The organism is Halopseudomonas sp. 4NH20-0008 (genome assembly GCF_057548395.1).
In genome coordinates, this window is sequence record NZ_BAAJMD010000016.1 from 22,500 (window position 1) to 41,940 (window position 19,441).

The following is a 19,441-nucleotide window of genomic DNA, read 5'->3' on the forward strand; positions in this document are numbered from 1 at the left end:
CTTACCCGTTTTTACCTGGTTATGCGGGTAGCGAATGACTCCGTACTTTGAACTTACACAGGGCTGACGGACATGCACACTTCTTTGCCTCCAGACCATGCCGTACCGCTGATTCTCTTTGGTGCGGGCAGTCATGCCAGGTCAGTTATCAGTACCCTGGTAGATATCCCTGGCTGGCAGCTAGTCGGTTTGATCAATACCAGTCCCGAGGTGCCCTTGACCCAGGTCCTCGGATTTCCAGTACTGGGCGACGAGTCAGTGCTGCCGGGGTTGTTGGCCAGTGGTGTGCGGCATATCCATGTGTGTTTAGACGATAACCGCCAGCGCGCTGAGGCCTCGCAGCGCCTTCAAGAGCAAGGCTTTACGCTGGCAACTCTTTATCACCCCCGTGCCATGCGCTCACCGGGTAGTGCGGTAGGTCAGGGTTCTCTGGTACAGGCAGGTGTGTTGTTGAGTTCTGAGTTCCAGGCGGGAGCGGGGTGTATCTTTGATGCTTTTATCAGTCTCGGCCACGGCACCCGTATGGGCGATTATGTGCAGTTGGAGGGCGGTGTGATTACTGGCGGTGATTGTGTGATTGGCTCCTATACTCACATTGGTATGGGCGCTACCCTTTTGCCGCGCTTGCGCATTGGTCAGCATGTTGTGATTGGAGCAAAGGCGGTGGTGCGCGAAGACGTGCCGGATTATGCCGTGGTTGAGGGTAACCCGGGGCGGGTAGTTGCCCTGCGCGAGGTCAATCAAGGGCTTGTCTGAGTGCTTGCTGCAACAGACAATGCCGGCGTCTGTGACTATTACTGCTCTGGTTAGATCGGGGCTGCCTAAGTTGAGCCTTTTCAGGATGTCAGCGCCACCATGCACACCCCGTTAACATCAGATAGCCCCACGCCCTTGATTCTTTATGGTGCGGGCGGCCATGCCAAGTCGGTCATCAGTGTTTTGGTTGAAACCCCTGGTTGGCAGATTGAAGGCGTCATCAATATTCATCCTGAAGCACGACCAACCACGATATTGGGCTTTCCGGTGCTGGGCGACGACACGGCGTTGCCTGCGCTGCTGGCTGGCGGTGTACGGCATATCCATCTGTGCATGGGTGATAACCGGGCCCGTGCCGAGGCTGCGCTTAAGCTGCAGGCAATGGGTTTTGAGCTGGCTACAGTGCAACATCCGAGCGTCAAGTTATGTCCCTTTGTGCAGGTCGGGACGGGTAATTTTTTACATATGAATGTGCTGTTGGGTGCCGAGATCACAACGGGTCAGGGCTGCATTATTCAACCCTTCAGCGATATTGGTCATGGTTCCCGTATCGGTGATTTCGTGCAGTTGACCCCCGGGGTTAAAACAGGCGGCGATTGTGAGTTTGGTGATTATGCCTTTGTCGGGTTGGGTGCGGCGATTTTACCGCGCATACGCATTGGTCGACATGCGATCATTGGTGCCAACGCGGTAGTGCGTGAAGATGTGCCGGATAACGCTGTAGTGGTTGGGAACCCTGGTCGAATAATACGGATCAATGCGGACGCAGCCATTGCATAAGGGCAAGCCCGCTATCTAAACAGGGGTGTTTGGGTCTCAAGCGCGTTTGACACATTGGGTCAAAAGACAATGCAGGGCAATGGTCAGTGGCCGTGTTATTTCATGTTGGTGGGTAGCAACGTTTTTATCCAACAACCCTGCAGGAGTAATGGCTATGCCTCTTTCCGAGTTGTCAGACAACGCAATACCATTGATTCTCTTCGGTGCGGGAAGCCATGCCAAACTGGTGATCAGCACCCTGGTAGATAGCCCTGGCTGGCATCTTGCTGGTCTGATCAGTACCGATGCGAGGGTGCCGTTGCAGCAGGTACTGGGTTATCCGGTATTGGGTGACGAGTCGGTGCTGCCAGGGTTGCTGGCCAGCGGCCTACGGCATATCCATGTATGCCTTGACGATAATCAGGCTCGGGCCAGGGCCAGTCAGCGGCTCGCGGCCATGGGTTTTGAACTGACCAGTATTCGGCACCCCGAGTCGCGTATTCTTCTGGCCGGCCGTCTCGGTGCTGGCAGCCTGATGTGCATCTATTCAGTGCTGGATGCCGATACCGAGGTGGGTCAGGGGTGCATTATTCAGTCCTATACCAATGTTGGTCATAACACACGCCTTGGCGACTTTGTGCAGTTGGCAAACAGCGTACACACCGGGGGCGCCTGCGTGTTGGGTGATGGGGTCTACGTTGGTTTCGGCGCCGCTATTCTGCCGCAAGTACATGTTGGCCGCGGCGCCGTTATTGGTGCCAATGCGGTGGTGCGTGAAGACGTGCCCGAGTATGCCGTGGTCGAAGGCAATCCTGGGCGCGTCGTTGCGATCCGAACGCCCTGATTGCACCTTGGCTGGACCTGTATTACAAGACAACCGACAATGCCGAGGGCTGCGGGCATGTGTATGTCATGGCAGGGATAGCATTGTGTGCGGCGTTAAGGCCGGTTTTCAGGGAGAACAGCATGTCGTTTCAAGTGATACCCAACCCGTCAACACCCCTTGTTCTCTATGCCGCCGGTGGTCACGCCAAGTCAGTGATCAGTACCCTGGTAGAGACGCCGGGCTGGGAGATAGCGGGCTTGATCAATGTGCATCCGGTCGCGCGACCTGAGTCGCTGCTGGGTTTTCCGGTATTGGGTGATGATGCCGTGTTACCTGATCTGCTGGCCAGGGGCATTCGCCATGTGCACCTTTGTATGGGCGATAACCACGAGCGGGCAGAGGCCGGTCAGAGTTTGCGTGCGATGGGGTTCGAGCTGGCTACGATTCAACACCCCACCGCCAAGATCTGCCCCTTCAGCTCAATAGGAGCGGGCACCTTCATGCACATGTATTCGGTGTTGGGCGCTGACTCTGTGGCGGGAGAGGGCTGTATCATTCAGCCCTTCGTCGTAGTTGGTCATGGTTCACGCGTGGGGGACTACGTACAGATGACCCCTGGCGTTAATACCGGGGGTAATTGCGTAATTGAGGACCGCGTCTTTATCGGTCTGGGAGCGGCCATCATGCCCGGTATTCGTATTGGCCGTAACGCCGTTATTGGTGCCAATGCGGTGGTGCGCGAGGATGTGCCAGATAATGCTGTTGTGGTAGGTAATCCGGGGCGGGTGATCAAGATGCGATCGGTCTGATTCGGCAGCCCCAACGGTCCGGGGGGCTTGTTTTCTGTAGGAGCGCGCTTGAGCGCGAATAAGGCAGCGTGCAGGCTGGTTCAGATAAAACCCTTCGCGGTCAAGCCCGCTCCTACCCGGTCCTAAGGGTCCTAATGGGGTTGGGTTTTTTGTAGGAGCGCGCTTGAGCGCGAACAAGGCAGCGTGCAGGCTGGTTCAGATAAAACCCTTCGCGGTGAAGCCCGCTCCTACCCGGCCCTAAGGGTCCAAATGGGTTTGGGTTTTGTGTAGGAGCGCGCTTGAGCGCGAACAGGGCGATGTGCCGTGTAATCCGGGTAGGTTAATAAATAACAGGTCTGTCTGAACGCTGCGGCCAACGCCGCAGGCGTCAAGGAAGACGTTAGCGGAGGTGTTTGGGATGGAATCAGAAAGATCGGCTTTGCTGGTGTATGGCGCGGGTGGCCACGGTGTGACAGTTGTTAATGTACTACTGGATGATCAACCGGCGTTATTGGCAGGCGTTCTTGACGATAATGCGTCACAGTTGCCCAGTCATGTGCTGGGTGTGCCTTTGCTGGGTGGTTATGAAGTGCTACCGGAGCTGATGCAGCAGGGTGTTCAACGCGTGCATGTGGCCATTGGCGATAATCGGGAGCGCGAGGAACGGGCAGCGCAACTGACGGCGATGGGGCTGGACCTGGCCAGTGTGATCAGCAGTCGCAGTTACATTGGTCATTCTACCTCTGTGGGTGAGGGCAGCTTTGTGCATGCCTTTGCTCAGATTGGCGCTGAGTGCCGGATTGGCCGAGGCTGCATTATCCAGGGGCATATCACGGTAGCGCACGGCAGTGTGTTGGGGGATTTTGTGCAGGTAGCGTCCGGTGCCCGGGTGGCAGGCAATTGCCACATTGACGATGGCGTGTTTATTGGCCTTGGTGCGGTGGTATTGCCACGTGTGCGTATTGGCCGCAATGCCGTGATTGGAGCCAATGCGGTAGTACGCAAGGACGTACCTGAGAATGCCGTTGTAGTGGGTAATCCGGGGCGGGTGATAAAGATTCGATCGCAGTGAATCGGCAGCGCCAACCGGTATGGAATGGTTTTGTAGGACCGTGGCGGCCGGCGAGGCCTTGAGCGCGAACAAGGGCGGCGTGCAGGCTGGCCAAGATAAGACCCCTTCGCGGTCAAGCCCGCTCCTACCGCGGTCAAGGCCTGGCCGGCCGCCCCGGTCCTACCGTAAGGTTTGGATTTTTTGTAGGACCGTGGCGGCCGTACGAATGAGGTTATCCTGGGATTGGCCGAGTTCCACCTCGGCCGAGTTTCTATTATTTGGGTTTAAGGCGGTTGAATGGGTGTCGATGCGGTTCTGACGTTGGCCACATTGGGGGTGGTGCTGGCCTTGCTGGCTTCTTCGCGTATTGCCGCGGATCTGGTGCTCATGGGTGCGCTGGTATTTCTGCTGATTTGCGGGGTGCTGACGCCCGTTTCGGCGTTGTCCGGCTTCGCCAATCCGGGGGTGATTACCATTGCCACACTGTATGTGGTGGCCGCAGGGCTGAAGGAGACGGGGGCGGTGCAGTGGATAGCACGGCTGCTGCTCGGCCATCCAAAAACGGTACGCGGGGCCCAGGGGCGTCTGTTGTTGCCCACCGGTGTGATGAGCGCCCTGATGAACAATACGGCCGTGGTCGCGATGTTTATTCCGGCGGTGCAGGAATGGGCCAGGCGCTTGCAGATTCCCGCATCCAAGCTGCTGCTGCCGTTGAGCTATATGGCCATTCTCGGCGGTACCTGCACGCTGATCGGTACCAGTACCAACCTGGTGATAGACGGCATGCTGCAGACCCGCGAGGGCATCCATCTGGGCTTGTTCGAGGTGGCCTGGGTCGGGGTGCCGCTGTTGCTGGTGGGGGGCGGTTTCTTATGGCTGTTTGCCAATCGCCTGTTGCCGGATCGTGGCAGCATGGAGGACGAGCTCGATCAGGTGCGCGAGTACGGCGTAGAGGTCGAGATCGAGGCCAATGGCCCGCTGGTGGGCATGACCGTGGCGCAGGCCGGCTTGCGCAACTTGACCTATGGCTATCTGGCGGAAATCGACCGGCAGGGTCGGCTTATTACTGCAGTAGAGCCGGACCGCATGTTGCAGCCCGGCGACAAGCTGTATTTTATCGGCGCGCCTGAGTGTGCCAGCGAGCTAAGACGGATTCAGGGCCTGATGCCCGCGAGCGGCAATGTGCACAAACTGGAAATTGCCAATCATCAGCGTTGTCTGGTTGAGGTGGTACTGGGGCCGGAGTTTCCCGCGCTGGGTGCGAGCATTCGCGATTCGCGTTTTCGTACCCGTTTCAATGCGGTGATTCTGTCGGTATCCCGTGAGGGTCGGCGGGTGCCGGGCAAGCTGGGTGATATTCGTTTTCGCTTGGGCGATACCCTGTTACTGGAGGCCAGTCACCAGTTCGTTGAGCAATACCGCTTTCGCCGCGACTTTCTGCTGGTCAGTGCCCTGAACGATTCCACGCCGCCGGACTTCAGCAAGGCGCCGTTGGCCCTGGGGGTGTTGGCCTTGATGGTGCTGATCAGCGCCACGGGCTTGCTGAAGATCATGGAGGCAGCCTTTCTGGCGGCGGGTGTGATGATCGCTACCGGCTGTGTCACCGCCAGCCGCGCCCGGCGCAGTGTTGACCTGCCGGTGCTGGTGGTCATTGCCTCTTCCTTTGCGTTGGGCAACGCCATGTATGAGAGTGGCGCGGCACAATGGATTGCCAGCAGTGTGCTGGAAGCCGGTGTGGCATCGCCCTGGCTGGCGCTGGTGTTGGTGTATCTGCTGACCGTGGCCTTTACCGAGGTGATTACCAACAACGCGGCGGCTGTGCTGATGTTCCCGATAGCCGTGTCACTGGCCGAAAGCCTGGGGGTGAGTCTGCTGCCCTTTGTGCTGGCGGTAATGTTTGCGGCGTCGGCCAGCTTTATGACGCCGCTGGGCTACCAGACCAACCTGATGGTCTACGGTCCGGGGCGCTACCGGTTTACCGATTACCTGCGCATTGGTATGCCCCTGAGTCTGGTGGTAGGCACCACCGCCGTGCTGCTGATCCCGCTGATCTGGCCTTTTGCTGGCTGATAGACCCTTCGCGATCAAAGCCTACCCAGTCTGTGCAGTAAGGTTTGGATTTTGTGTAGGACCTTGGCGGCCGGCGAGGCCTTGAGCGCGAACAGGCGGCGGGCTAGGCAGGCACAGATCAACCCCTTCGCGGTCAAGCCCGCTCCTACCCGGTCCTGGCCAGTCTGGGCAGTAAGGTTTGGATTTTGTGTAGGACCGTGGCGGCCGGCGAGGCCTTGAGCGCGAACAGGCGGCGCACAGGCCGCTCCAGATCCAACCCCTTCGCGGTCAAGCCCGCTCCTACCCGGCCCTACCTAGTCTGTGCAGTAAGGTTTGGATTTTTCTGTAGGAGCGCGCTTGAGCGCGAACAAGGCGGCGGGCTAGGCAGGCACAGATCAACCCCCTTCGCGGTCAAGCCCGCTCCTACTCGGTCCTACCTAGTCTGTGCAGTAAGGTTTGGATTTTGTGTAGGAGCGCGCTTGAGCGCGAACAGGGTTAAATGTCCCTTACCCGCCGTATGGCATCCAGCCAGCCCTTGTAGAGCTCGTCGCGTTTGGCGCTGGGCATGGCGGGTATGAAGGCGCGTTCGCATTGCCAGTGTTCGGCGATGGCCTCCAGGCTATCAAACAGGCCAGTTTGCAGGCCGGCCAGATAGGCTACGCCCAGGGCGGTGGTTTCGGTGACCTTGGGCCGGTCTACCGGTACGCCGAGGATGTTCGACAGCGCCTGCACCACCCAGTTATTCACCACCATGCCGCCGTCTACGCGCAGGGCAGCGGTGCTGCTGGCGCCGTCAGCGGTCATGGCATCGAGCAGATCGCGGGTTTGAAAACACACCGACTGCAGCCCGGCGGTGACAATCTCGGCAATACCGGTATCACGGGTCAGACCAAAGATTGCGCCGCGGGCCTTGGGGTCCCAGTAGGGGGCACCCAGGCCGGTAAAGGCCGGAACCAGATAGACACCGCATTGATCGCCGGTTTGCTCGGCCATGGCTTCGGTTTCACCGGCACTGTGGATCAGCTTGAGACCGTCGCGCAGCCATTGGATGGTCGCCCCGGCAATAAAGATGCTGCCCTCAATGGCGTAGGTGGTTTCGCCCTTCAGGCGGTAAGCCACGGTGGTCAGCAGACGATTGCTGGAACTGACCGGTGTGGTCCCGGTATTCATGACCATAAAGCAGCCGGTGCCGTAGGTGCTCTTGACCATGCCAGGCTGAAAGCAGGCCTGGCCAATCAGGGCTGCCTGCTGGTCGCCAGCCATGCCGGCAACCGGGATGCTGGCGCCAAACAGACCCGGGTCGGTGTTGCCAAAATCAGCAGCGCTGTCCATCACCTCGGGTAACAGGCTGGCGGGGATGTCCAGCAACTCAAGCAGGGTCTGATCCCATTGTTGGCTATGGATATTGAACAGCAGGGTGCGCGAGGCGTTGGTGGCGTCGGTACGGTGCACCTGGCCGCCGGTCAGGCGCCAGAGCAGAAAGCTGTCGACGGTGCCAAAGCGCAGTTTGCCCTGTTCGGCCTGTTGCCGTGCACCGGGCACGTTATCCAGCAGCCAGCGCAATTTGGTTCCGGAGAAATAGGGGTCGATCAGCAGACCAGTGCGTTCAGTCACCTGAACTTCGTGTCCGGCGTCCTTGAGTTGCTGGCAGAAGTCGGCGGTGCGGCGGTCCTGCCAGACAATCGCCGGGTGCAGCAGTTTGCCGCTGTCAGCGTCCCAGAGCAGGGTGGTTTCACGTTGGTTGGTGATGCCAATGGCGCGGATATCCGTGGCGTTCAGGCCGGACTTGGCCAGCACCTGTTGGCAGACTGCGAGGGTGCTGGACCAGATTTCTTCGCCGTCGTGTTCAACCCAGCCGTCCTGCGGGAAGTACTGTTTGAATTCTGCTTGCGCGCTGTGCAGTGGCTGACCGTGGGCGTCAAACAGGATGGCGCGTGAGCTGGTGGTGCCTTGATCAATGGCAAGAATGTGCTGGGCCATGGTCTGTCCTGTTGTTTTTCTGATGGGGTGCAGACTATTCGATCCGGCCGATATCGGCAAACTGCGCGCGGGTCTGAGTGGCCAGATCATCAGCGGCCAGCTCGATTTCCAGTCCGCGTCGGCCACCGCTGACAAAGACCGTTTCCCAGCGGCGGGCGCGGTTGTCGATAAAGGTGCGCAGGGCTTTCTTCTGGCCCAGTGGGCTGATGCCGCCGAGCAGGTAGCCGGTGCTGCGCTGGGCAGCTTGCGGGTCGGCCATGGCCAGTTTTTTGACCCCGGCGGCGGTGGCCAGGGCCTTGAGGTCAAGCAGGCCGCTGACCGGCACCACTGCGACCAACAGTTCGCCCGTGTCGGTGCTGGTGAGCAGGGTCTTGAATACCCGCGCCGGATCCAGGTCGAGCTTGTCAGCGGCCTCGTTGCCATAGGATTCGGCTTTGGGGTCGTGCTGATAACGGTGCAGCTGGTAAGCCACACGGGCCTTGTCCAGCAGTTTGGTTGCGGGGGTCATGCTGTGCTCCTGGTTCGCCAGGGCACAGGGTAATCAGGCTGGGGGCTGCCGCCAAGGTTTTTTGCGCGGCCGCGCCGGTCCTACAGAGGTGTTTTTAAAGGGGTAGGAGCGGGCTTGACCGCGAAGAAAGGCGGATGCAGATGGGTTCAGGTCAGCCCCTTTCGCGCTCAAGCGCGCTCCTACAGGGTGAGGGTGCAGAGGGGTAGGGCCTGGCCGGCCGCCCCGGTCCCACAGGTCGAGTTTTTGGGGCGCTTTGTAGGAGCGGGCTTGACCGCGAACAGGGGTGTGCGGTCTGGTTCGGTTCAAACCCTTTCGCGCTCAAGCGCGCTCCTACAGGGGTGAGGGTAAAGCATGTAGGACCGGGGCGGCCGGCCAGGCCTTGACCGCGAAAAAGAGCTTCTCCACACCTGACCCTCCAGGGTTACAACGGCAGGCTGTTGGCTGCGGGGATGCTGACGCTTGTTGTGGCGCCAACGCCCGCTATTGTTTTGGCTTCCTGCATGCCAGTAAGCAGCCTGCAGACCACACTGAACCCTTGCACTTTCTTGGCTTCATGTTTGGCATGCGAGGCCATTTCCGCCAGTTGGCCGGGGTCGACAATGTTGTGGCCCTGGGCGGGCAATTGCACCACACCAACGGACAGTTGCAGCAGACTGTGGTGTCGCCACTGGCCGTGACGGTCCGGTGCCGATACGCCGCCGGCGGCAATATGCTCGGGCCGGTAGAAGCCCATGCACATCTGCTGGAAACGTTGATCCAGCAGCTGCAGCCTTTCGTACCAGTCCGGGCTGCGCAGCACCAGCATGAAGTCATCACCACCGATGTGCCCGACAAAATCGCAGCGCGGATCGCACAGGCTGCGCAGCAGTTGCGCCAGTCCGAGCAGCACCTCATCGCCCTTGCCATAGCCATAGATGTCGTTGAAGGGCTTGAAGGAGTCCAGGTCGATATAGCACAGCTGGGCGGATTGACCGTTGGCCAGCAGGCGGGCCAGACACTCCTGAATCGGGATGTTGCCGGGTAGCAGGGTCAGTGGGTTAGCATGCCTTGCCTGGCGAATCTTCATTTCGGTAATGTGCCGCAGAACGTCGATTACCCGCCCGAGGCCGGCATATTTACCGTCGCGCAGGATGATGAAGTCCTCTTCCATGCGCTGCCGGGCGCGGCTGGTCAGCAGTCGGCTGACCCGCTCCAGGCTCTGTTGAATGTCCACCACCAGATAATCACGATCCATCAGTTTGGAAATCGGTTTGCGGCCATGCAGCTCGCTGGCGAAGGGTTTGAGCATGGTCTGACTGAGGCTGTGGCAATGCACGGTGCCGACCGGTTCCATGTCGTCATTGAGTACCGCCAGGCTGTTCAGGCTGGCCTGCTGGTGAAAGCGCGCCAGTACCTGGTTGACGCTTTCATTCTGGTTGACCCCCGGTACCGGCATCAGCAGGGAATCCAGTGCCTGCTCTTTCTCCAGGGTCTGCTCTGGATTGCGAGTTGCAAGGTGAGCCTGCATGCTGGCCTGGCAGCTTTGCGGATCACTCTCCGGGCGGGCCAGCCAGTAACCCTGGACCCAATCCACGCCCATGTCTTCAAGCACCTTGAGTTCTTCGACCTGCTCGATGCCTTCGGCAATGATGTGTGATTGTGAGGCCTTGGCCATGCTCAGAATCGAGCCAACAAACTCGCGCTTGACCGGATCCAGGTGGATGCCGTCGATAAAATGCCGGTCTATCTTGACGAAGTCCGGGCGCAGCTCAGACCACAGGCGCAGGCTGGCATAGCCTGCGCCGAGATCGTCCAGTGCGATGCGAAAGCCCATGTCGCGGTAGTGGAACAGGGCGCTGTGCAAGAGACCAAAGTTGTCGATCGGAGCTTGTTCGGTCAGTTCAATCACCACCTGTTCGGGGCTGACACCAGTAGCCTTGAGCATGGCCAGGGTACGGCCTGGAAAATGCTGTTTTTCCAGCAGGCTCTCCGGCGACACGTTGAGGAACAGCTGGCCGGGCAGTTGCAGACGGCTGAAGCCTTCCAGTGCCTTGCGCCGGCAGAGCATTTCCAGATCGGTCAGTAACCCGGCCTGGCGGGCAGCGGCAAAGAGCGTCAGCGGCGAGTGCAGAACGCTGTTGGAGGGGCCGCGGCTGAGGGCTTCATAACCGACGATGCGTTGCTGCACCATGGAAACAATCGGCTGGAACAGGACGCTTACCGATTCCTGATTCAGAATCGCGCGTAGTGTCTGATGTTGTTCATTCAGTGTCATGGAGAAACCATCGGATAAAGGCCTAGGTGTCAGGCATCAGACCAGCCTGCCGAGGCTGGAAGACAGTAATGTCTGGATATGGTGGGGCTGGATTGTTGCAATGGGATGACAGCGTAGACCTTGCCCTGGGATTAGGCTGTGGGGGGCCTAACTGCCCTTTGGGTTGGGTAGGAGCGCGTGTTTGGGGGGCTTGTAGGAGCGGGCTTGACCGCGAACAGGAGTGTGCAGGCTGGTTCAGGTCAACCCTTTCGCGCTCAAGCGCTCTCCTACAGTGGTGAAGGTGCAGAGGGTGTAGGACCGGGGCGGCCAGGCCTTGACCGCGAACAAGGCGGATGCAGGTGGTTCAGGTTAGACCCTTTCGCGCTCAAGCGCGCTCCTAAAGAGGCGTGTTTGCGGGGCTTGTAGGAGCGGCCTTGACCGCGAACAGGGGCGGCTTACTGGTCTGCGATCCGAACCACCAGCTTGCCGAAGTTCTTGCCCTCCAGCAGCCCCATGAAGGCCTGGGGTGCGTTCTCCAGTCCGTCTACCACATCTTCCTTGACCTTGACCTTGCCCTCGGCGACCCAGGGCGTCATGGTTTGCAGGAAATCGGGGTAATGCGGGCCGTAGTTGTCGAAGATGATAAAGCCCTGCATGCGAATCCGCTGGCTCAGCAGCAGGCGCATGAGTTGCGGCATGCGATCCGGGCCGGGCGGTACGGAGGTGGCGTTGTACTGGGCGATCAGACCGCACACCGGGATTCGTGCATGGGCGTTGAGCAAGGGCATGACGGCGTCGAAGACCTTGCCGCCAACATTCTCGAAGTACACATCAATGCCCTTGGGGCAGGCCTTGGCCAGTTGTTCGGCAAGGTCAGCCTGTTTGTGATCAAGGCAGACATCAAAGCCCAGCTCCTTGACCGCATAGGCGCATTTTTCAGCACCACCGGCGATGCCGACCACATGACAGCCCTTGAGCTTGGCCACTTGCCCAACTACCGCACCAACCGGGCCCGTGGCCGCAGCGACGACCACGGTTTCACCCGGCTTGGGCTGGCCGATATCGAGCAGCCCCATGTAGCCGGTAAAGCCGGGCATGCCGAGCACACCCAGGGCCTGGGACGGGTTGGGCATGGTGGGGTCCAGTTTGAATACCATGGTGCCGTCTGACACCGAGTAGTCCTGCCAGCCAGCGGTATAGGACATGACCAGATCGCCCTCGGCATAATCGGGGTGCTGCGAATGCATGACCCGGCATACGGCACCACAGGTCATCACGCCGCCTACCGGAACCGGGTCGGAGTAGGATTTGGCATCACTCATGCGGCCGCGCATGTAAGGGTCCAGCGACATCCACAGGGCGCGCAGCAGCATCTGACCTTTACCCGGAACCGGGATGGTGCTTTCCACCAGTGTGAAGTTGTCCGGGCCTGGCGCGCCAACCGGGCGTGAGGCAAGCAGGATCTGACGGTTGATGGTGCTGGACTGGGGCATGCGATTCTCCATGGCTGACGGGACAGGGTCTTGTCCACAGCATGGGAGCGGCTTGCAGGCGGGTCAATCAGATTAGGCGTCGTTGATAATGCTGTATTGATCAGGCAGAGATGATGCTTTGGGAGGCATGATTCATATCCCAGCTACCGAGAAAGTCCTCGGCCAGGCCACCCTGATGCGGATACAGCTGTTGCCATAGATTGGCCAGCCCGCTCAGGTCCTGCTGTTCGAGCAGTCCCGGCCGGCTGCTCTGGTAGATCATCCAGGCAATGGCTGTGGCGTAGGCGAGGTTGAAGGCCAATTCGGCGTGAGGGTCCTGCAGAAAGCTTCGCTGGCTTGCCAGACCGCGCACCAGGCTGGCCAGATCGGGCTGATGGGCCAGATACTGGTCCCAGAGCTGCGTATGCATGGCCGGGGTGATGCCATAGGGGCCAATGGCCTCGGGGTGCAGTTTGCCGGTAGGCAGCCAGGCCATGGCCAGCAGGGTGCCCAGCATCAGATTGATAGCACATTCGGATTGTACGCCCAGATAACACAGCGTTGGTTCGATGATGCTGCAGCGCAGTGTGCGGGCCGGCATAAGGCAGGCAATACTGGGAGAAAAATGGGGGGCCTCGGCCGGTTCCTGGCCTGGGTAAAGCGGTTTTTTCAGGGTGTTGCTTTGGGTCACAAATCACCTAACTGCTAATTTATAGGGCTTATGTGAAGCATAGCGCTAAAAAGACAAAGTAAAACACTGTTTTTAAACTGATTTAATTTTTTATATTGTTCCTATATTGCTGGATGGTATAAAAAGATCCATATAACAACAAATTATCAGGAATTATCATGACCGCGTCGCCGTCAGTCGCGCCCCAGACTATAGATGAGCCGGCACTCCTGGCTCAACAGCGCAGCTTTGCCCGTTTGCGCTTCAGTCATCTGTTCGAGCCGGCCTTTCAGTTATACATGCATGAAAAGATGTGTAACCGGGTTGCTGTGGTGGCCTTCTCCTGCATCAGTTTTATGCTCTTGTTTGTCTGGGTGGACCATGTCTTTCTGCCTGATTATCTGACCCAATACAGCATACCGCTGCGGCTCTCGGTGCTGGTTATCGTGTGCTTCACGCTCTGGTACTCCAATCGTCCCGGCCGAGTGTCACCCAGGCGGGCCTTTGCCATAGCTACCCTGAGTTATGTGCTGACGGGGATGATGGTGGCGATGATTATCATCATCAGTCGGCTGGTCAATCTGCAGGTGCCGGTGACGCACGATGGTTTGTATCTGGTCCTGCTCTCGGGGTTTTTTCTGCTCGGGTTACCGATGCGCCATGCCGTGGCAGGCTCATGGATCATTGTGGTGGGCTACCTGTGGGCTGAGTATCAGATTGGCAGCAGTCGCGCTTTGATCATTGGCAACAGCCTGTTTTTCGGTTGTTTTGCCCTGATCGGTACGCTGGGCGCTTATATCTATGAATACATGATGCGCAGTGCCTATCTGAACGAGCGCCTGCTTGTAGCGGCGCGGGCCCGCGCTGAACGTGAAAGCCAGAGTAAAACCCGCTTTCTGGCCACCGCCAGTCACGACTTGCGCCAACCGCTGCATGCCATGTCGCTGTTTATCCAGCATCTGGATGAACGTATTACCGAGCCGCAGACCCGGCTGACGGTCAAGCGTCTGGCCGACTCGACCCAATTGCTGCAGGCCATGCTCAACTCGCTGCTGGATATTTCCCGTCTGAGTGTTGGTATGGTGCGACCGCAATTGCGCGCCTTCAATCTGTATCCCTGGCTGGTCAGGGTCATGGGTAGTCTGGAATCCAGTGCCGAGCAACGCGCCATTACCATGCGTCTGGTTTGTCCGAGGCACAGTGCGGTCTTCAGCGATCCGCTGCTGCTGGAACGGCTGATCCGCAACTTTCTTAACAACGCGCTGTTGCACGCCCAGGCCACCGAGGTCAGGGTGGAGGTAACCCGGGTGGAAAACCGTGTGCGTATTGCCGTGGTAGACAACGGTGTGGGCATGGATGAGAAAGAGCAGGAAACCATCTTTGAGGAGTTCACCCAGCTACACAATCCGGCACGTACCCTGGAGAAGGGTGTAGGGCTGGGCCTGTCGATTTGTCGCCAGTTGATGCACCTGCTGGAATACCCCTCGGGTCTGCAGTCCATGCCCGGGCACGGTTCGCGCTTCTGGATTGAAGTACCGGAGGCCGACTGGATAGAAGATGCCAAGGTAAGTGCGCCGGTGGATCAGGCAACCCTGCGCGGCCGGGTGGTTCTGGTCGAGAACGACCTGATCAATCAGGAAGCGATGGAAACCCTGCTACGTCAATGGGGTTGCGAGGTCACGAGTTTTAAATCGTCGGAGCAGGCACTGGAGTTGATTGAGCCGGGCACTGTCGATCTGATTCTCAGCGATTACCGGCTTGAGGGCGAGATGGATGGTATTCAGTTGATCAGAACCCTGCGCAGCCGTCAGCAGTATACCGGCCCTGCGCTGCTGATTACCGCCGACACCAGCGAGGATGTGATTGAGGCGGCGCGTCTGACTGATATCGAGATTATCTACAAGCCGGTATTACCGGCGCGCCTGCGCCGCGCCATTCAACAGTTGATACCGATGGAGGCGGCGGCCAAGACGCAAACAGACACACCTAAATACTAACCAGGCCCAGTTTACGCGCCGTGCTCACACACTCGGTACGGTTATGGCAGCCCAGGGTAGTAAACAGGGCTTTCAGGTGGGTTTTGACCGTATCTTCGGACAGGTTGAGACGCTGGCAGATCACCTTGTTGGGCAAGCCTTCAGCCAGCAGATCGAGAATTTCCAGTTGCCGGGGGGTGACGCCCAGGTCCCTCGCTGAGCTTTGACGGTCCATTGGGCTGGTACCGTTGCCGATGACAACCTGCTCACCAAACAGCAGTTTGGTGACGGCGCTGAGCAGGGTGGTGCCATCGGCCGTCTTGCTGATGAACCCGGCAGCACCCAGGTGCATGGCGGCATCCAGATCACTAGGACTGTTGCTGGCGGTGAGAATGGCAATAGGTACCAGGCTGTCGATCTTGCGCAACTTCTGCAACAGGGCCAGGCCACTGCTGTCGGGTAACTGCAGATCCAGCAGGATCAGGTCATAGGTATTGGCGGCAACTTGCTGTTCAGCTTCGCTGGCATTGTGGGCATGGTCAAGGATCACGCCCTGGCACAGGTTCTGTAATGTCAGACTCAGACCATCCAGATAGATCTGATGGTCGTCAATCAGTAACAAGCGCGTATCAGGTGGCAACACGGGACTGGGCATGCCGGATTTTCCTTGAGCACTCGCACCGTATATGACAATCCTGCCGACATTACGATGCTTCTTATTCTTGAGCGCGATGATAAGCAACCTTGACCCCAAGGTCTAGGGAACATGCGAAAAACTACCTCCTTTGCCGTAGTTGCGCCTGTCTCGGCTCTGGCTACTGCTTCGCCCTACCTCCTGTATCCATACAGTCGTCGTCCACGTTTTCAAGTGCGCCTTAACGCTGTAGTCGCCTGTGCATAAAGCCAATCAACAGCAGATTGACCAGCAGAATCAGCAAGGCACCCATTACCACCATAGGCCAGGCGCCCAGGCGCCAGAAAGGGTCCAGGTAGTAAACGCCGAGTGCCGAGCCGAGATAATAGGTCACCGAGTACAGCGATGAGGCACTGGCCTTGCTGTGCTGCGCCTGCTGATTAACCCAGGCGTTGGCCAGCGAGTGGGTCAGAAAAAAGCCGAAGGCGTTGGCCAGTAGCCCGGCCACAATCAGCCATAGCGGGTTGGCCAGCGTCAGCAGAGTGCCGCCAATCAATAGCAATACGCCCAGTGCCATCCCAGGCAGGGCGTTGCTTCGCCCTTGCAGCCGGCCGGCAATGGCGGCGGACAGGGTGCCGGCCAGATAGGTCAGAAACAACAGACCGAGACTGCTGGCGCCGAGCAGCCAGGGTGCGGCGCTGAGACGAAAGGTCAGGTAGGTGTACAGGTTGATGAAGACCATGAAGTTCAGCCCGCCGAGCACAAAAGCGGGCAGCAGTCGGGGATTGCCAAGGTGGTTGGCAAAGGCGCGAAAGCTCCCGCGCAGCGACAGGGGTTGAGGGATAAAACCGGCGGGTTTGGGCAGCATCAGGGCGATGATCAGAAGACCCACAAGACTGAACCCTGCCAGGGCCAGAAACACGGCTTGCAAACCAAGATGTTCAGCGATGAATCCGCCTGCCAGACGGCCACCGGCACCGCCCAGGGTGTTGCCTGCTATGTACAGACCCACTGCGGCAGTCAGAGCGGTCCGGCTGATGCTGTCACCCAGGTAGGCAATGGCGACGGCTGGCAGTACGCCCAGACACAGTCCCAACAAGGCGCGTAACCAGAGCAGGGTAGTAAAGTCCTGGGCAAAGGCCATGCACAGGGTCAACAGGGTGGTCAGCCCGATGCCGATGATCAAGGGCCCACGGCGACCCAGGGTGTCGGACAGTGGGCCGTGCACCAACAGCGACAGGGCCAGCATCAGATTGGTCAGGGTAAAGGCGTTACTGGCTTGCAGGGTGGAGATGTTGTAACGCTCGGCGATCAGCGGCAGCAAGGGATGTATGGCGTACAGATTGGCAAACACCACCAGTGAGGCGATGACCAAGGCCAGGCAGACCCGGCGAAAGGCGGGTGTGCCTGGCTGAATCAGTTCGTCAGCGGTCACGCAGCAGGTCGCGCAGGTCGCTGATCTCGGCGCGCAAATCCTGCACTTCTTGCAACAAGAGCTGTTGATTGGTACCGGACAGTGAGCTGTGGTGCGGGTCTTCCTTGTGATCGCTATCCAGCTCCTTGCCTTCCTTGGCCAGTTTGCTGGCGGCAATCATCTCGCGCTGGGTCTGTATGGCATCGACAATCACGGCGATGAACAGGTTGAGCATCATGAAGGTGGCAATCAGGATAAAGGGTACAAAATACAGCCAGGCGAAGGGGTAAACCTCCATCACCGGACGCACAATACCCATGGACCAGCTTTCCAGTGTCATGATTTGGAACAGGCTATAAAGGCTCTCACCCAGCGTACCAAACCATTGAGGGAAAGCCTCGCCAAACAGCTGGGTGGCAATCACCGCGGCAACATAGAAAATCAGGCTGAGCAATGCAACGATGCTGCCCAGGCCCGGCAGTGAAGACAGCAGTGATTGCACCACTATCTTCATACTTGGCACGATGGAAATGAGGCGCAACACGCGCAATACCCGCAGCGCGCGCAGCACGGCCAGTGGTCCGCTAGCCGGAACCAGGGCAATCAGGATCACAATCGTATCGAACAGGCCCCAGGGGTCCCGCAACAGGCGCCAGCCATGGGCGACAAAACGCAGTGCGATTTCGATTACGAACAGGCTGAGAATGAACTTGTCCAAGGGCATGAGTAACCAGCCCCATTGCTGCATGATGCCAGCTGAGGTCTCCATACCAAGGATCACAGCATTAATCAGGATCAGCACCATGATGCTGTTCTGCACGCGCCGCTGTTCGATCATGGCTGCCAGACGCTGGCGCCAGGCAGGTTGCATTTCAAGGGTATTGTTCATGCTGTTCTCGCACACAACGGCCGACAGTGTCGCACCGTCACAAGGTCAGTTGGGTTATTCGGGACACGCTGTTATTCGTTACCGGCGAAGGCGCACAGGCTGTAGGTCGGAATGCCGGTATCGACCATCAATTGCGAGCCGCCCAGATCAGGCAGGTCGATAATGGCGGCGGCTTCATAGACTTTGGCGCCGAGCTGCCTGATCAGACTGGCAGCGGCGAGAAAAGTGCCGCCGGTGGCAATCAGGTCATCCAGCAGCAGGACCTGCTCACCGCCTTTCAGTGCGTCACGGTGGATTTCCAGCTGCGCGTCGCCGTACTCGGTACGGTAGCTGGCAGACAGTGTGTCAGCCGGTAGCTTGCCCGCCTTGCGCAGCAGGATCAGTGGCTTGTTGAGCTCATAGGCCAGAACCGAGCCAAGCAGAAAACCGCGCGCATCAATGGCGGCGATATGGCTGACGGGCGATTCGACATAGCGCTGGATCAGGCTGTCAGCCACCATGCGCATGGCACGAGGTGACTGGTACAGCGGTGTAATATCGCGAAAGGTCACGCCTTCACGGGGAAAGTCCGGTACGGCGCGAACCAGTGACTTGATACTGTACTCATCAAAAATCATGCGCGGTGCTTCCGAATGATGATCAGTCGCTCTGGCCGCCAGCCAGCGCGCAGAGTTCGGTGTGATCAAGAATGTCGACTTGCTTGCCCTCGGCAGCAATCAGTCCCTGTTGCTGGAAACGGGTGAATACCCGTGACACGGTTTCTACCGCCAGTCCCAGGTAGTTGCCGATTTCGTTACGGGACATGGCCAGGCGGAACGACTTGGCCGAGTAGCCGCGGGCGCGAAAGCGTGCCGACAGGTTAATCAGCAGGGTGGCGATGCGCTCGTCTGCGGTTTTCTTTGACAGCAGCAGCATCATTTGCTGGTCGTCACGGATTTCACGGCTCATCAGGCGCATGACCTGCTTGCGCAGTTGCGGCATGCTGGCGGTCAGATCATCCAGACGTTCAAAGGGAATCTCGCAAATCGAGGTGGTTTCCAGCGCCACGGCAGACACGGGGTAGCGTTCGCTGTCCATGCCGGACAGGCCGATCAGCTCGCTGGCCAAGTGAAAGCCGGTAATCTGCTCTTCGCCGTTGTCGGACAGGCTGAAAGTTTTGACCGCACCGGAGCGCAGGGCATAGATGGAGCTGAAGGGATCACCCTGGCGAAACAACAGTTCGCCTTTCTTGAAGGGCCGTCCGCGCTTGACGATGTTATCCAGTACGTCCAGCTCTTCGTCATGCAAGGCGAGGGGCAGGCACATGCCGGACAGGCTGCAGTCTTTGCAGTGAGCTTCCGGTAGGGCTTTGAGGTGGATGGCATTGCTCATGGGGCGACTTCCTGATCGGTAATGCAGTGATCAGAGCCTACATCATGGCGTGCAGTTGTTCCAGA

17 protein-coding genes are annotated in these 19,441 nt (G+C 58.7%); 7 read left to right on the forward strand and 10 right to left on the reverse strand.

Annotated features, from left to right (window positions below; all coding sequences use genetic code 11):
* The first annotated feature begins 72 nt into the window (after positions 1-72).
* The 6 genes from AC27HQ_RS14685 to AC27HQ_RS14710 all read left to right on the forward strand — a co-directional run bounded on the left by AC27HQ_RS14685 (position 73) and on the right by AC27HQ_RS14710 (position 6,250).
* The gene (locus AC27HQ_RS14685) at positions 73-756 is read left to right on the forward strand and encodes a PglD-related sugar-binding protein (protein ID WP_487156943.1); all 684 of its coding nucleotides are present in this window, start codon (positions 73-75) and stop codon (positions 754-756) included.
* A 99-nt stretch (positions 757-855) separates the two neighbouring features.
* Entirely contained in the window at positions 856-1,536 is a 681-nt protein-coding gene (locus AC27HQ_RS14690; protein ID WP_487156944.1) for an acetyltransferase, read from the forward strand.
* A gap of 154 nt (positions 1,537-1,690) precedes the next feature.
* Positions 1,691-2,359, forward strand: coding sequence for a NeuD/PglB/VioB family sugar acetyltransferase (locus tag AC27HQ_RS14695; protein WP_487156946.1), 669 nt, complete (start codon positions 1,691-1,693; stop codon positions 2,357-2,359).
* 122 nt (positions 2,360-2,481) lie between these two features.
* On the forward strand, positions 2,482-3,150 hold the full coding sequence (locus AC27HQ_RS14700) for an acetyltransferase (protein WP_487156947.1): 669 nt from the start codon (positions 2,482-2,484) through the stop codon (positions 3,148-3,150).
* Positions 3,151-3,547: 397 nt separating this feature from the next.
* The gene (locus tag AC27HQ_RS14705; protein ID WP_487156948.1) at positions 3,548-4,201 is read left to right on the forward strand and encodes an acetyltransferase; all 654 of its coding nucleotides are present in this window, start codon (positions 3,548-3,550) and stop codon (positions 4,199-4,201) included.
* Positions 4,202-4,477: 276 nt separating this feature from the next.
* Entirely contained in the window at positions 4,478-6,250 is a 1,773-nt protein-coding gene (locus AC27HQ_RS14710) for an SLC13 family permease (RefSeq protein ID WP_487156949.1), read from the forward strand.
* 474 nt (positions 6,251-6,724) lie between these two features.
* On the opposite strand, the gene glpK is transcribed toward AC27HQ_RS14710, so the two are convergent.
* From glpK to AC27HQ_RS14735, 5 genes are all read right to left on the reverse strand, one after another.
* A complete protein-coding gene (glpK, locus tag AC27HQ_RS14715; protein ID WP_487156950.1) occupies positions 6,725-8,209 on the reverse strand; it encodes a glycerol kinase GlpK in 1,485 nt (494 codons plus the stop codon).
* Between the two features lie 34 nt (positions 8,210-8,243).
* Positions 8,244-8,717 (reverse strand): Cys-tRNA(Pro) deacylase, encoded by a 474-nt coding sequence (gene ybaK, locus AC27HQ_RS14720; RefSeq protein WP_487156951.1) that lies wholly within the window; start codon positions 8,715-8,717, stop codon positions 8,244-8,246.
* A gap of 421 nt (positions 8,718-9,138) precedes the next feature.
* Positions 9,139-10,971, reverse strand: a complete 1,833-nt coding sequence (locus tag AC27HQ_RS14725) for a bifunctional diguanylate cyclase/phosphodiesterase (protein ID WP_487156952.1) — start codon at positions 10,969-10,971, stop codon at positions 9,139-9,141.
* Positions 10,972-11,405: 434 nt separating this feature from the next.
* The gene (locus AC27HQ_RS14730) at positions 11,406-12,443 is read right to left on the reverse strand and encodes an NADP-dependent oxidoreductase (protein ID WP_487156953.1); all 1,038 of its coding nucleotides are present in this window, start codon (positions 12,441-12,443) and stop codon (positions 11,406-11,408) included.
* Positions 12,444-12,543: 100 nt separating this feature from the next.
* The gene (locus tag AC27HQ_RS14735) at positions 12,544-13,113 is read right to left on the reverse strand and encodes a hypothetical protein (protein WP_487156954.1); all 570 of its coding nucleotides are present in this window, start codon (positions 13,111-13,113) and stop codon (positions 12,544-12,546) included.
* A 158-nt stretch (positions 13,114-13,271) separates the two neighbouring features.
* On the opposite strand from AC27HQ_RS14735, the gene AC27HQ_RS14740 reads away from it, so the two are divergent.
* Complete coding sequence (locus AC27HQ_RS14740) at positions 13,272-15,089, forward strand: hybrid sensor histidine kinase/response regulator (protein WP_487156955.1); 1,818 nt, start codon at positions 13,272-13,274, stop codon at positions 15,087-15,089.
* On the opposite strand, the gene AC27HQ_RS14745 is transcribed toward AC27HQ_RS14740, so the two are convergent.
* The 5 genes from AC27HQ_RS14745 to fnr all read right to left on the reverse strand — a co-directional run bounded on the left by AC27HQ_RS14745 (position 15,079) and on the right by fnr (position 19,376).
* The gene (locus tag AC27HQ_RS14745; protein WP_487156956.1) at positions 15,079-15,723 is read right to left on the reverse strand and encodes a response regulator; all 645 of its coding nucleotides are present in this window, start codon (positions 15,721-15,723) and stop codon (positions 15,079-15,081) included. The two genes, AC27HQ_RS14740 and AC27HQ_RS14745, sit on opposite strands and share 11 nt — an antisense overlap.
* A 220-nt stretch (positions 15,724-15,943) precedes the next feature.
* Positions 15,944-17,137, reverse strand: a complete 1,194-nt coding sequence (locus AC27HQ_RS14750; protein WP_487156957.1) for an MFS transporter — start codon at positions 17,135-17,137, stop codon at positions 15,944-15,946.
* Positions 17,127-18,005 carry an ion transporter gene (locus AC27HQ_RS14755; RefSeq protein WP_487156958.1) on the reverse strand — a complete coding sequence of 293 codons (879 nt, stop codon included), beginning with the start codon at positions 18,003-18,005 and terminating at the stop codon, positions 17,127-17,129. Before AC27HQ_RS14755 ends, AC27HQ_RS14750 begins: the two co-directional genes overlap by 11 nt.
* A gap of 71 nt (positions 18,006-18,076) precedes the next feature.
* The gene (locus AC27HQ_RS14760) at positions 18,077-18,622 is read right to left on the reverse strand and encodes an adenine phosphoribosyltransferase (protein ID WP_487156959.1); all 546 of its coding nucleotides are present in this window, start codon (positions 18,620-18,622) and stop codon (positions 18,077-18,079) included.
* Positions 18,623-18,644: 22 nt separating this feature from the next.
* Positions 18,645-19,376, reverse strand: coding sequence for a fumarate/nitrate reduction transcriptional regulator Fnr (gene fnr, locus AC27HQ_RS14765; RefSeq protein WP_487156960.1), 732 nt, complete (start codon positions 19,374-19,376; stop codon positions 18,645-18,647).
* Positions 19,377-19,441: the final 65 nt, after the last annotated feature.

Bases quoted from the DNA above. Each gene is read 5' to 3' on its own strand.
- AC27HQ_RS14710 (WP_487156949.1), top strand. From the start codon at position 4,478: ATGGGTGTCGATGCGGTTCTGACGTTGGCCACATTGGGGGTGGTGCTG.
- AC27HQ_RS14725 (WP_487156952.1), bottom strand. From the start codon at position 10,971: ATGACACTGAATGAACAACATCAGACACTACGCGCGATTCTGAATCAG.
- ybaK (WP_487156951.1), bottom strand. From the start codon at position 8,717: ATGACCCCCGCAACCAAACTGCTGGACAAGGCCCGTGTGGCTTACCAG.
- AC27HQ_RS14730 (WP_487156953.1), bottom strand. From the start codon at position 12,443: ATGCCCCAGTCCAGCACCATCAACCGTCAGATCCTGCTTGCCTCACGC.
- AC27HQ_RS14760 (WP_487156959.1), bottom strand. From the start codon at position 18,622: ATGATTTTTGATGAGTACAGTATCAAGTCACTGGTTCGCGCCGTACCG.
- AC27HQ_RS14745 (WP_487156956.1), bottom strand. From the start codon at position 15,723: ATGCCCAGTCCCGTGTTGCCACCTGATACGCGCTTGTTACTGATTGAC.
- AC27HQ_RS14755 (WP_487156958.1), bottom strand. From the start codon at position 18,005: ATGAACAATACCCTTGAAATGCAACCTGCCTGGCGCCAGCGTCTGGCA.
- AC27HQ_RS14705 (WP_487156948.1), top strand. From the start codon at position 3,548: ATGGAATCAGAAAGATCGGCTTTGCTGGTGTATGGCGCGGGTGGCCAC.
- AC27HQ_RS14740 (WP_487156955.1), top strand. From the start codon at position 13,272: ATGACCGCGTCGCCGTCAGTCGCGCCCCAGACTATAGATGAGCCGGCA.
- AC27HQ_RS14685 (WP_487156943.1), top strand. From the start codon at position 73: ATGCACACTTCTTTGCCTCCAGACCATGCCGTACCGCTGATTCTCTTT.
- AC27HQ_RS14690 (WP_487156944.1), top strand. From the start codon at position 856: ATGCACACCCCGTTAACATCAGATAGCCCCACGCCCTTGATTCTTTAT.
- AC27HQ_RS14695 (WP_487156946.1), top strand. From the start codon at position 1,691: ATGCCTCTTTCCGAGTTGTCAGACAACGCAATACCATTGATTCTCTTC.
- fnr (WP_487156960.1), bottom strand. From the start codon at position 19,376: ATGAGCAATGCCATCCACCTCAAAGCCCTACCGGAAGCTCACTGCAAA.
- glpK (WP_487156950.1), bottom strand. From the start codon at position 8,209: ATGGCCCAGCACATTCTTGCCATTGATCAAGGCACCACCAGCTCACGC.
- AC27HQ_RS14700 (WP_487156947.1), top strand. From the start codon at position 2,482: ATGTCGTTTCAAGTGATACCCAACCCGTCAACACCCCTTGTTCTCTAT.